This window comes from Pseudomonas bubulae (assembly GCF_037023725.1).
GTDB classification, from domain to species: domain Bacteria; phylum Pseudomonadota; class Gammaproteobacteria; order Pseudomonadales; family Pseudomonadaceae; genus Aquipseudomonas; species Aquipseudomonas bubulae.
Genome location: NZ_CP146077.1, coordinates 167712 through 180295 on the forward strand (window position 1 = coordinate 167712; position 12584 = coordinate 180295).

A 12584-nucleotide genomic window follows, 5' to 3' on the forward strand; every position below is an offset into this window, starting at 1 on the left:
AGCTTACTTCTTCTTCGAAGAAGTCTTGGCCTTGGCGCCGCGCTGACGCTGGGCTTCGAACAGGCAAACACCTGTCGCCACCGAAACGTTCAGGCTGCTGACGCTGCCGGCCATCGGCAGCTTGACCAGGTAATCACAGTGCTCACGGGTCAGGCGACGCATGCCCTTGCCTTCTGCACCCATGATCAGGATGGTCGGGCCGGTCAGGTCCTGGTCATAGATACTGACTTCAGCCTCACCGGCCGTACCGACAACCCACAAGCCGCACTGCTGGAGCTTCTCCAGGGTACGCGCCAGGTTGGTCACGGCAACCAACGGAATAACTTCCGCTGCACCGCAGGCTACTTTTCGTACCGTCGGCGTCAGCGTTGCAGATTTGTCCTTGGGCACGATAACAGCCAGCGCACCGGCAGCATCCGCCGAGCGCAGGCAAGCACCCAGGTTGTGGGGATCGGTCACGCCGTCCAGTACCAGCAACAACGGGGCACCTTCAGTGCGATCGAGCAGCTCGTCGAGCATGGCTTCGCCCCAGACCTGGCTCGGACTCACATCCGCCACCACACCCTGGTGCACGCCTTCGACCCAGACGTCCATTTCACGACGCTCGGCCTGGCCGACAGCCACACGGTTTTCGTTGGCCAGCTCGATCAGCGTTTGTACACGCGGATCACTGCGACCTTCTGCCAGCCATACCTGCTTGACGCGCTTGGGATGGTGACGCAGCAATGCTTCTACGGCATGCACGCCATAGATTTTTTCCAGACTCATGACTTGGCCTTAGGTTTGCGCGCCCCGCCGCTTTTGGCGGCTGGAGCGGTGCCCGATTTTGGCGGGCCTTTACGATGTTTGCTCGGCTTGGAAGGCTTGCCCGCATCTTTTGCAGGCGCCCCCCTACCCGACTTTCCCGGCTCCGATGTCCGACCGCCGCTTTTCGATTCGGCCAGCAGCGCCTGTTTCAGTTCACGGCTTTTGCGCAGCTCGGCGTTTTTTGCCGCAGCATCGCTTGGGCGATAAGCATCATCCGAGGATTTTTTAGCGGGCTTGGCCGGCGCACTGCGACGTGCAGCCGGGGCTGGCTCAACCGGCTTTTCAGTCGGCTTGGTACCAGCCTTGCCTGCATTCCTGGTTTTAGGCGCATCAGCAGTACGATTTTTACGACCAATCGGCGCACTGAGGGTTTTTTCCGCCATTTCGAAGTCGATCTTGCGCTCGTCGAGATCGACGCGCATGACCCGCACTTCAACGGTATCACCCAAGCGGAAGCTGCGACCGGTGCGCTCGCCCGCCAGGCGGTGATGCACAGGGTCGAAGTGGTAGTAGTCGCCCGGCAAGGCAGTTACGTGAACCAGACCTTCAACATAGATATCGGTCAGTTCCACGAACAGGCCAAAACCGGTCACTGCCGTTACCACGCCAGGGAACGACTCGCCTACGCGATCCTTCATGAACTCGCACTTGAGCCAGTTGGTCACATCGCGGGTGGCCTCGTCGGCACGGCGCTCGCTCATGGAGCACTGCTCGCCGAGCTGCTCCAGGATCGCTTCGTCGTACGGATAGATGCGCGCTTTCGGAATGGTCATCGCACCAGCACGGCGAACGTGCGGGGTATCCATCTTGGAATGGATCACGCTGCGGATCGCACGGTGGGTCAACAGGTCAGGGTAGCGACGAATCGGCGAGGTGAAGTGGGTATAGGCTTCATAATTCAGGCCGAAGTGGCCCTGGTTATCGGAGCTGTATACCGCCTGGCTCAACGAACGCAGCATTACGGTCTGGATCAGGTGGAAATCCGGACGGTCCTTGATGCTGGCCAGCAATGCCTGGTAATCCTTTGGCGACGGACCATCTTTACCTTTGTGCAGGCTCAGGCCCAGCTCACCGAGGAACGCACGCAGTTTTTCCAGACGCTCCGGCGGCGGACCATCGTGGACACGATACAGCGCAGGAATCTCGTGCTTCTTGAGGAACTCGGCGGTGGCCACGTTGGCCGCCAGCATGCACTCTTCAATCAGCTTGTGCGCATCGTTACGGGTGGTCGGGCGAATATCGGCAATTTTGCGATCGGAACCGAAGATGATCCGGGTTTCCTGGGTTTCAAAATCAATCGCGCCACGGGTATGACGAGCTGCCAGCAACACCTTGTACAACGAGTACAACTGCTTGAGGTGCGGCACCACATCAGCGTATTCGCTGCGCAGTTGCTTGGCCTCGCTGGTTTTCGGCTGCTCCAGAATAGTGCTGACCTTGTTGTAGGTCAGACGTGCCTGGGAATGGATCACCGCTTCGTAGAACTGATAGTCGGTCATTTCGCCGGTTTTGGAGATGGTCATCTCGCAAACCATGGCCAAACGGTCGACTTTCGGGTTCAGCGAGCACAGGCCGTTGGACAGCTGCTCAGGCAGCATCGGGATCACGCGCTCAGGGAAGTACACCGAGTTGCCGCGAACCTGGGCTTCGGCATCCAGGGCCGAACCGATTTTCACGTAGCTGGAGACGTCGGCAATTGCCACGTACAACTTCCAGCCGCCGGAGAACAGGCGCAGCTTGCCAGGCTTGGCTTCGCAGAATACGGCGTCATCGAAGTCGCGGGCATCTTCGCCGTCAATGGTGACGAACGGCAGATGACGCAGGTCGATGCGCTTCTCTTTGTCTTTCTCTTCGACTTCCGGCTTCAGGCGGCTTGCTTCCTTAAGCACAGCTTCCGGCCATACGTGAGGAATGTCGTAAGTACGCAGGGCAATATCGATTTCCATGCCCGGAGCCATGTAGTTGCCTACAACCTCCAGTACATCGCCTTGCGGCTGGAAACGCGGCGTAGGCCAGTGAGTAATCTTCACTTCGACGAACTGACCGATTTTTGCGCCAGCGTTGCGACCCGGGGTTACCAGCACTTCTTGCTGGATCTTCGGGTTGTCGGCCACTACGAAGCCAATACCACCTTCTTCAAAGTAGCGACCCACGATGGTTTCGTGAGCACGGGAAACCACTTCGACGATCACGCCTTCACGACGACCACGACGGTCCAGCCCCGAAACACGGGCCAGCGCACGGTCGCCATCGAACACCAGGCGCATTTGCGCAGGGCTCATGAACAGGTCGTCGCTGCCGTCGTCCGGAACCAGGAAGCCGAAGCCATCGCGGTGGCCACTGATACGGCCGAGAATCAGGTCGAGCTTGTCCACCGGCGCGTAAGTGCCACGGCGGGTGTAAATCAGCTGGGCATCGCGCTCCATCGCACGCAGGCGACGGCGCAAGGCCTCGATTTGGTCTTCTGTGGTCAGACCGAACTCTTCCACCAACTGTTCACGAGCAGCAGGCGAGCCACGCTCGGCCAGGTGCTGAAGGATCAGTTCGCGGCTAGGGATAGGGTTTTCGTATTTTTCCGCTTCACGTGCGGCCTCGGGATCGAGGGTCTGCCAATCGGCCATTAGATAGTTTTCACCTTGTCTATATGCGGGTTAGTTTGGCATACGCGTATTGAAACGGGAAATTTCAGGCACACACTGGGCCTTATTAGTCCTTTCTGACGCGCTTTGCTGCTGTCGACCAACCGTTCGCGAAATATTTTCACTATTTTTAAACACAACGCTTTACAGGTCAAAGGTTCGTCCGTAAGATGCGCGCCATCAACAACGGCAACAGCGTTGAAGATACTGCCCAGATGGTGAAATTGGTAGACACGCCAGCTTCAGGTGCTGGTGATCGCAAGGTCGTGGAAGTTCGAGTCTTCTTCTGGGCACCAATTCGAGATTGCAGAGTAGTACACTCTTCAGCCTCACACAAAAACCCGCGAAAGCGGGTTTTTGCATTCCGGGTCAGCTAAGCCCCTGATTTAATAAAATTAAAACAGGGGTTTACAGATCGAAAAGCTCTACGTATTATGCGCCACATCAACAGCGGCAACGTTGCTGATACTGCCCAGATGGTGAAATTGGTAGACACGCCAGCTTCAGGTGCTGGTGACCGCAAGGTCGTGGAAGTTCGAGTCTTCTTCTGGGCACCAATTCAGGTTTACAGGTTCACCCTGTGCAACCACTCAAAAAGCCCGCGAAAGCGGGCTTTTTAGTTTCCGGGATTCCTTCCTGCCCTCTTCGATACCTTTTATCTGCGGCCTAAAGGTCGTATTTGATAATCTATCTCATCCGCATTAATATCCGGCCAACTTCAGATCCCTGGCTCATCCTCCTGGATACCCGTGCCCGACACCAATGACAGGCTCCAGCTTTACCTGACGCATCGTATCGCCCTGGTCGACTATGCCGCCCCCATCGTGGGCTGCCGGGCCAAGGCAGAAGATGTGGTTCAAGACGCCTGGCTGCGCTTCAGCCAGGGCGCGGACAACCTCGCCCCGCTGACACAACCGGTGGGCTATCTTTACCGTATCGTGCGCAACCTGGCCTTTGACCTCAATCGCCGGGCAACCCTGGAAAACCGCCACACCACCCATAGCGAATCATTGGACGAACACATTTCCAACGCGCCTTCGCCCGAGCAGCAAGCCTTGCATGTGGACGAATTGCGCAAATTGCAACATGCTTTGTCCCGCCTGCCGGAGCGCACGCGCCAGGCATTCGTATTGCATCGCCTGCAAGGCCTGACGTTTCAGCAAATCGGCACGCAACTTGGCATATCCGTGAGCCTGGCCCACCAATTGGTCCGCGACGCCCTGACCTACTGCGCGGAACAACTGAGTGATGACTGAAAAACCGCCCCCGAACCCGATCTGGGAAACCGCACTGGACTGGCTGCTGCTGATCCAGGAGAACCCTCAAGACTCCGAACTGACCGAACGCCTGAACCACTGGCGCGCCAGCGCCCCTGAGCACGACGCGGCTTATCGCAAGGCGCTCAAGGTCTGGAGCCTGAGCGGCGAGGCGCTCACCCTGCCGGCGACAACAGCACCGGCCCCGCCGATGGCACGCCCACCCCAGCGCCTGAGCCGGCGCAAACGCGCACTGGTCGGCGCCGCCGTGGCCGCCAGCGCCCTGCTGATGTGGGGCCCCGACTGGCAGGCGATGCAAGCCGACCACCGCAGCCCCACCGGCGAACACCGCACAGTGGCGCTCAGCGATGGCAGCCAGATGCTTCTCGACAGCAATACGCTTGCCGATGTGCAGTTCAACCCCGATCAGCGAGAAGTCACGCTATTGCGTGGCCAGGCCTTTTTCTCGGTGACCCACGATGCCAACCGCGCCTTCTACGTCAACGCCGGTGACGTGCGGGTTCGGGTGACCGGCACCGCGTTTGCGGTCAACCTGGACGACAACGGTGTCGACGTCAGCGTCGAGAGCGGCACGGTTGCGGTACAAACGCCGCAAGCATCGGTTTCGGCCACGCACCTGCTGGGCCATGGCGACCAACTGCACTTCACTGCAAACGGCCAGCGCACGCGCATCGTGCAATTGCCCCAGGAGCAAATCGCGCCCTGGCGTCGCTGGCAGCTGGTGGCGGTCGATCAATCGATCGATGACGTGATCACCCAGTTGCGCCGCTATCAGCCGGGCCTGATTCTGCTGACGGACAAGGCGCTGGGGCAACGACGCATCACCGCAGCCCTGAACCTGCGCGACCCCAAACGCGCACTGCAAACCGCCATTGCCCCATTGGGCGGACGCCTGCAGGACAGCGTGCCCTACACCCTGATCGTCTCGACCAAGCCCTGAGCCTCCCTGCGGGCGCGGGCTTGCGCTAACGAAACTATTTTCACTTATTTCTGGAAATCCTGAAGGCCCGGGAGTCTTTACCTACGAACGTCACTGATAAAGATTCGCATTAGTGACTATGGCGTTTCATTTCGTAGGTCACCTCATGCCTTCTTCGCGTTTGCGTTGTGTCAGTGTTGCTCGCTATCGATCGTTGTCCCTGGCCCTGTTGCTCGGCCTGCCCGCACTGGCCATCGCTGCCAGCCCGGCAGCCGACACGCCAATCAGCCGTCAACAACTGCACTTCCAGATCCCGGCCCAGCCTTTGGCCAGCGCCCTGATTGCGTTTTCCCAGCAGTCAGGCTGGCAGGTCAGCGCGGAAAGCACCGTGCTCAACGGCCTGACCAGCTCGCCAGTCGATGCCAGCACCAGCCCCGAAAAAGCCCTGGCCCACCTGTTGCGCGGCACGGGCATGCTATGGGAAGTGACCTCGTCTGACAGCGCCTCAATCCTGCCGCCCGCCCAAAGCGATGTGCTGCAAATCAAAAGCACCCCCATCACGGCGATGGAGCCGGTGTTCCAGGGCGAACAGGTGATCGACCGGCAGATGATCGAGGACCTGCCCTCGGGCAACGGTGATATCACCAGCCTGCTGCGCACCAACCCCAACGTGCAGTTCGACAACAGCCAGTTGAGCAGCAAAAACCCGGGGGAAATCGCCCCCGCCGATATCAGCATCAACGGCGCACGGCCCTGGCAGAACCTGTTTATCGTTGACGGCATGAGCATGAACAACGACCTGGACCCGGGCAACAGCAACGACGACTTCGATGAGATACCGGGGCGCAGCCAGGGCCTGGCGCTGGACACCGACCTGCTGGAAAACATCAAGGTCTACGACAGTAACGTGCCGGTAGAATTTGGCGGCTTCAATGGCGGTGTAGTCGAAGCCAATACCCGCGACCCCCGCAAGGAACTGCACGGCAAGGTGTCGGTACAAATGACCCGCTCCGAGTGGACCCGCTATCACCTGAACAAAGACGACCCGGACCTGGAAAATTTCAAGGCCGGCTTTGGCAACAACTACCAGCCCGACTTCGAAAAAGTCATCACCCGCGCCACCCTCGAAGGCCACCTGACCGACAACTTCGGCTTGCTGGGCACCTTCTCGCGTAAAGAATCCACCATGCCGACCCGCCTGTTTTCCGTGGCCAACCAGACCGAAACGGCAATGGAGACCGAAGAACAATCGCGGCGCATCGACAACTACTTCCTCAAGGCCACCTGGCAGATCAACGAAGACTGGAAGCTCGATACCACCCTGACCCACGCGCCGGAAACCGCCCGCACCTACGGCCCCAACTCGCTGGTGTCCGGCCGCGATATGGATGCCGGTGGCGACAGTATCAGTACGCGCCTGGTGTGGAACGCGCCCCTGGCCCGGGTTGAGCAGAACCTGAGCTGGAGCGAGCTGAATACCTCACGCTATTCCGACCGCGACTACATGATCCTCTGGCGAACTTCGGCCAGTCGCGACTGGAGCACCTCGGCATTCGCCACCGAAGGCGGTTTTGGCGATATCGAAGAAACCCAAAAAACCCTGGCCTACAAACTCAAGGCCGACTGGAACAGCTTCAAATGGCTGGGTGTGGATCATTCGCTGCAAACTGGCCTGGAGCTGTCGCAGAACTCGGCCAGCTATGAGCGCGGCACACCCTACAGCAGCTATGCGGTGGACAAGGCCACGTCATGCACCGGCAATGACCCGCTGTGCTCAATGGCACCAACAATCAATGGCTGGCCTGGCCAGTATGCGAACAAGATGACCGTTACCCAGGGCAAAATTGCCTTCGACACGCGTTCATGGGCGCTGTATCTGCAAGACGAAATGCACTACAAGCGCCTCACCGTCAGGCCCGGCATCCGGGTGGACGGCGACAACTATATGAATCAGATCACCTTCGCCCCGCGCCTGGCCACCGAGCTGGACGTGTTTGGCGATGGCAAGACCCGCCTCACTGCCGGCGCCAACCGTTACTACGGACGCAACCTTTACGCCTATCGCCTGCGCGACGGTATTGCCTCGATGAGCACCGAATACACCCGCAAGACGCAGACGTCTGACTGAGAGCTGAGCAAGCACATCGCCAATGACAGCAAATTCAACCAGCTCAAAGTGCCTTACGACGACGAACTGACCCTGGGCCTGAGCCACGTGCAGTGGAACACCGAGTTCGCCGTCAAGTACGTCAACCGTAAGGGGCGCGACCAGATCAGCCGCGCCTGGGGCGCGCAAATCGGCGAACCGTCCGAAGACACCTCGACCCTGGCTGCCAACTACTACACCTACTACAACGGCGGCAAAAGCGACGCCGACATCTACACCCTGAGCATCACCCCCCTGCAACCCTTCAATCTGGGCAGCACCCGCACCACTGCGCAGTTTGCGATGGACTGGAGCAAGATCAACAACACCGGGCTGTCCAGCTACAGCGCCAGCATCGGCGCTATCTACGTAGAAGACCCGACGATCCAGTACGACGGCAAGTTCATGAAGTATTCCGACATGCCCGCCAGCAACTACAACCGCCCCTGGACCGCGCGCCTGACCACCGTGACCGAAGTCGAGCCCCTGCACCTGACCTGGACCAACTTCCTGCGTTACCGCGACGGCTACCGGCGCATTGCCTCCACCAACAAAAAGGTCGAGCACGAAGGCAGCAGTGTCTATGTCTGGGAAGAAACCCCGTTCTCCGGGGCACTGACATGGGACACCCGTGTGGCCTGGGAGATGCCCACCGCCAAGGATCAGGCCGTTTTCGTCAATCTCGACGTCAGCAACCTGCTGGACAAGACCATCGTCAGCTCCACCGACACCAACGGCGTACTCAACTATGAAGTCGGCCGCCAGTTCATGCTGGAAGTGGGGTATAAATTTTGAAGACCCTATTCCTCGGCCTGACCCTCGGCACCCTGACCCTGAACGCAGTCGCCTGCGACGAACAGGCCGCCGACTACAAAACCTGCATCGCCCAACAATACCGCCAGCCCGTCGCCCAATGGCCTTCACCCCTGGTAGATGCCGATGTGCAATGGCAGGAAATGGCCGCCCTGCCCGCCCACGCCCCCGCACCGCCGGATAACCCGTTCAGCGAAGCCAAGGCCGAGTTGGGCAAAAAACTGTTCAACGACCCCAAGCTCTCGCGCTCCGGGCAAATCGCCTGCGCTTCGTGCCATGAAGCCGATATGGCCTTTGCCGATGGCCGCCGCGTCTCGTTCGGGCATGACCGCCAGAGCGGCCGACGCAATGCCCCCAGCCTGGCAATGAGCGGCTACAGCCCGGCGCTGTTCTGGGACGGGCGCGGTGGCACTCTGGAACAGCAAGCCATGCACCCCATCGTCGACCCGGTGGAAATGGCCTTTGATATCCCGCAACTGCTGCAACGGCTCAATACCAATAGCGCTTACCGGGAGGAGTTTGCACAAGTTTTCGGGCCAGGCCCGATCACCCCACAGCAAACCGCCCAGGCCCTGGCCACCTTTCAGCGCACGCTGGTCAGCGCCACGCGCAACACCGCCTTCGAGCAACTGCTGCGCGGGCGCCCGCAACGCATGAGCGATGAGCAGCTCTATGGCCTGCATCTGTTTCGCACCAAGGCACGCTGCATGAACTGCCACTTCGGCCCGGCGCTGAGCGACGAGCAGTTTCATAACGTCGGCCTGAGTTACTACGGGCGTAAATACGAAGACCTCGGGCGCTACGAAGTAACGCGCAAACCAGAAGACGTGGGGGCATTTCGTACGCCGTCATTGCGCCTGGTGATGAAAACCGCACCGTGGATGCACAACGGCCTGTTTGTGAACATGGAAGGCACGCTGGCGTTCTACAACATGGGCATGCCCCGCCCGCGCCCCAACGCGCAACAGGTCAACGACCCGTTGTTCCCACGCACCAGCGACCGGCTCAAGGCGCTGAACATGGACAAGGACGAACTGCGGGCCTTGCGCAGCTTTCTCGACACACTGTAGGCAGCGCCTGACTTTGTGGGAGCGGGCTTGCTCGCGATGCAGGCGACACGGTGTACCGGTAAAACGGCAGCATACCCATCGCGGGTAAGCCCGCTCCCACAAAAGCAGAACAGGCCGGCAGCATCACATTTCGTCGCACTGGTGCAATTGGACGCTGGGTCAAGCGCACTTGAGAAACGATATCGTTTATTATTGTTACAAGTTTTGTAGTACCCAAGCGAGGAAACCAGCGAATGATGCTCCGAAATACCCAGCTTGCGACATTTCTACTGCGCAGTTTGTCCATCGCAACACTTGGCCTGACCCTGCTTGCTCCCGCCGCCTACGCTGCCGATCCTGTGACGCTGACCCTGTACAACGGCCAGCACAAAGAGGTCGGCGACAACCTCGCTGCCGCCTTTGAAGCCAAGACCGGCATTCACGTCAATGTGCGCAAAGGCAGCAGCAACCAACTGGCCAGCCAGATCATGGAAGAAGGCGATCGCTCGCCTGCGGACGTGTTCTACGCCGAAGAGTCGCCGCCTCTGAACAGCCTGGGCGAACAGGGCTTTCTGGCCAAGGCCGATGACAGCACCCTGCAAGCGCTGCCCAAAGAGTACGTGGCCGCCAATGGCACCTGGATCGGCGTGACTGCGCGTACCCGCGTTGTCGCCTTCAACCCGAAAAAGATCAGCGAAGACCAGTTGCCCAAGTCGGTTCTGGATTTCGCTGACCCGCAATGGCAAGGCAAGATCGGCTTTGTACCCACCAGCGGTGCCTTCCAGGAACAGGCCGTAGCAATCATCAAGCTGCACGGGCGCGATGCCGCCGAAGAATGGCTGACCGGTCTGCGTGCGTTCGGCAAGACCTACACCAACAACATGGTGGCACTCAAAGCCGTAGAAAACGGTGAAGTCGCCGCAGTACTGGTCAACAACTACTACTGGTTTGCCCTGCAACGCGAAAAAGGCCAGCTGGATTCCAAACTGCACTACTTCACCGATGGTGATGCGGGCGGTTTGATCACCGTGTCCAGCGCCGGCGTGATCAAGGCCAGCAAACACCCCAAGGAAGCCCAGCAACTGCTGGCTTACATGGCCAGTGAAGAAGGTCAGCGCGTTATCACCAACACCACCGCTGAATACCCGATGCGCAAAGGCATGGTCTCGGAACGCGGCCTCAAACCGTTTGAAGAGCTGCAACCGCCGAAAGTGACGCCTGCCGACCTGGGTAACGCTGAAGAAGCACTGGACCTTGAACGTGATGTAGGCCTGCTCTGATGTTGTCAGCCGCTCAACCTGCACGCTTTACGCCCACTCGCAAAAAGCCTTCGATCTGGCTGTTGTTGCCCGTACTGCTACTGGTGGGCCTGAGCCTGTTGCCGCTGTTGTATGTCGGCACAAAGGCCTGGCAAGCCGGGTGGTCTGAAGCCCTGCACCTGTTGTGGCGGCCTTATGTCTTTGGCCTGATGCGCAACACCTTGCTGCTGATGATCGGCGTCACACTGACCTGCGCGCTGGTCGGCCTGAGCCTGGCCTGGCTGCTGGAGCGCAGCAACCTGGCGGGGCGGCGCCTGTGGGGCGTGATCCTGTGCCTGCCATTTGCCGTGCCGGCGTTTGTCAGCAGCTTTACCTGGGTATCGCTCAGCGCCAGTTTCGAGGGCCTGGGCGGTGCCATTCTGGTGATGAGCCTGTCCAAGTACCCGCTGATCTTTCTGCCGGTGGCGGCGACCCTGCGCAACCTCGACCCAGCCCTTGAAGAGTCGGCTCGAACCCTGGGGCAGAACCGCTGGGGGGTGTTTTTCAAGATCACCCTGCCACTGCTCTGGCCTTCGCTGCTGGCCGGCTCGTTGCTGATTGCCCTGCATATGCTGGTGGAATTCGGCGCGCTGTCGATCATCGGCCTGCAGACCTTTACCACAGCCATTTATCAGCAGTTCGAGCTGGAGTTCAGCAATGCCAATGCGGCGATGCTGTCTGCGGTGCTGCTGGTGATGTGCCTGAGCCTGTTATGGCTGGAACTTAAGGTTCGTGGCAAAGGCCGGCATATTCGTATCGGCCAGGGCGCTGCACGGCATGCGGAACAAGTGAACCTGGGCAAGTGGTCGCTACCGGGGCAACTGTATTGCCTGGCGCTGGCGGTGATTGGCAGCGGCATCCCGCTGGGCATGCTGGCGTACTGGCTGATCAAGGGCAGCTCGGCAGCATTCCCGCTGGCCGAGATTGGCGAGGCTCTGTTCTCGTCGCTGTCACTGGCCCTGGGCGGTGCGGCGCTGTGCCTGGTGCTGGCTGTGCCGGTCGGATTGCTGGTGGTGCGCTACAAAGGCCCGCTGGCCATCTGGGCGGAGCGTTTGCCATATCTGTTACATGCACTGCCCGGGCTGGTGATTGCCTTGGCGCTGGTCTACTTCGCCCTGCATTATGTGCCGGCGCTGTACCAGACTTCGGCATTGCTGCTGATTGCCTATGCGCTGCTGTTTTTGCCACTGGCACAGGCACCCATCCGCACGGCGCTGAACAAGGCGGCTCCGCAACTGGAAGAAGCAGCACGGACCCTGGGCGCCACTTCGTTTACGGCATTTTGCCGGGTGACCCTGCCGATTATCTTCCCCGCGCTGGGGGCGGCCTTTGCCCTGGTGTTTCTGGATGCGATGAAGGAATTGACCGCCACCTTGCTACTGAGTCCGACCGGGCTGAACACCCTGGCAACACAAGTGTGGTCGCATACTTCGAATATCGAGTTTGCGGCAGCGGCGCCTTATGCGGCGTTGTTGATTCTGGTGTCGGGGCTGCCGGTGTACTTGCTCACCACCAGGATGTATTTGAGCCGCTGACAGCGGATCCAGCATACCCCGTGTGGGAGCGGGCTTGCCCGCGATGGCATCGACGGGGGCATGCAGATACACCGCGCTGCCCGCATCGCGAGCAAGCCCGC

At 59.8% G+C, this 12584-nt stretch carries 9 protein-coding genes and 2 tRNA genes; 9 read left to right on the forward strand and 2 right to left on the reverse strand.

What is annotated here, in order from left to right; genetic code table 11:
* Positions 1-3: 3 nt before the first annotated feature.
* On the reverse strand, positions 4-768 hold the full coding sequence (gene rlmB, locus V6L81_RS00840) for a 23S rRNA (guanosine(2251)-2'-O)-methyltransferase RlmB (RefSeq protein ID WP_338660414.1): 765 nt from the start codon (positions 766-768) through the stop codon (positions 4-6).
* Complete coding sequence (rnr, locus tag V6L81_RS00845; protein ID WP_095000963.1) at positions 765-3428, reverse strand: ribonuclease R; 2664 nt, start codon at positions 3426-3428, stop codon at positions 765-767. The genes rlmB and rnr overlap by 4 nt, the downstream gene beginning before the upstream one ends.
* Before the next feature lie 227 nt (positions 3429-3655).
* Here rnr and V6L81_RS00850 point away from each other — a divergent pair.
* The 9 genes from V6L81_RS00850 (at position 3656) to V6L81_RS00890 (ending at position 12483) form a co-directional block, all read left to right on the forward strand.
* Positions 3656-3742: transfer RNA gene (locus V6L81_RS00850), tRNA-Leu, on the forward strand.
* Between the two features lie 174 nt (positions 3743-3916).
* Positions 3917-4003, forward strand: a tRNA-Leu gene (locus tag V6L81_RS00855).
* A gap of 192 nt (positions 4004-4195) precedes the next feature.
* Positions 4196-4702, forward strand: a complete 507-nt coding sequence (locus tag V6L81_RS00860) for a sigma-70 family RNA polymerase sigma factor (protein ID WP_095017676.1) — start codon at positions 4196-4198, stop codon at positions 4700-4702.
* Positions 4695-5663, forward strand: a complete 969-nt coding sequence (locus V6L81_RS00865) for a FecR domain-containing protein (protein ID WP_095017677.1) — start codon at positions 4695-4697, stop codon at positions 5661-5663. Before V6L81_RS00860 ends, V6L81_RS00865 begins: the two co-directional genes overlap by 8 nt.
* A 145-nt stretch (positions 5664-5808) precedes the next feature.
* Entirely contained in the window at positions 5809-7770 is a 1962-nt protein-coding gene (locus tag V6L81_RS00870; RefSeq protein ID WP_338660415.1) for a TonB-dependent receptor, read from the forward strand.
* Positions 7771-7818: 48 nt separating this feature from the next.
* Positions 7819-8583 (forward strand): hypothetical protein, encoded by a 765-nt coding sequence (locus tag V6L81_RS00875; protein WP_338660416.1) that lies wholly within the window; start codon positions 7819-7821, stop codon positions 8581-8583.
* The gene (locus V6L81_RS00880; RefSeq protein ID WP_338660417.1) at positions 8580-9671 is read left to right on the forward strand and encodes a cytochrome c peroxidase; all 1092 of its coding nucleotides are present in this window, start codon (positions 8580-8582) and stop codon (positions 9669-9671) included. Before V6L81_RS00875 ends, V6L81_RS00880 begins: the two co-directional genes overlap by 4 nt.
* Positions 9672-9904: 233 nt before the next feature.
* On the forward strand, positions 9905-10930 hold the full coding sequence (locus V6L81_RS00885) for an iron ABC transporter substrate-binding protein (RefSeq protein WP_095000959.1): 1026 nt from the start codon (positions 9905-9907) through the stop codon (positions 10928-10930).
* Positions 10930-12483: an iron ABC transporter permease gene (locus V6L81_RS00890; protein WP_095017680.1), complete on the forward strand. Its 1554-nt coding sequence runs from the start codon at positions 10930-10932 to the stop codon at positions 12481-12483. The genes V6L81_RS00885 and V6L81_RS00890 overlap by 1 nt, the downstream gene beginning before the upstream one ends.
* Positions 12484-12584: the final 101 nt, after the last annotated feature.

Bases quoted from the DNA above. Each gene is read 5' to 3' on its own strand.
- rlmB (WP_338660414.1), bottom strand. From the start codon at position 768: ATGAGTCTGGAAAAAATCTATGGCGTGCATGCCGTAGAAGCATTGCTG.
- rnr (WP_095000963.1), bottom strand. From the start codon at position 3,428: ATGGCCGATTGGCAGACCCTCGATCCCGAGGCCGCACGTGAAGCGGAA.
- V6L81_RS00865 (WP_095017677.1), top strand. From the start codon at position 4,695: ATGACTGAAAAACCGCCCCCGAACCCGATCTGGGAAACCGCACTGGAC.
- V6L81_RS00870 (WP_338660415.1), top strand. From the start codon at position 5,809: ATGCCTTCTTCGCGTTTGCGTTGTGTCAGTGTTGCTCGCTATCGATCG.
- V6L81_RS00885 (WP_095000959.1), top strand. From the start codon at position 9,905: ATGATGCTCCGAAATACCCAGCTTGCGACATTTCTACTGCGCAGTTTG.
- V6L81_RS00890 (WP_095017680.1), top strand. From the start codon at position 10,930: ATGTTGTCAGCCGCTCAACCTGCACGCTTTACGCCCACTCGCAAAAAG.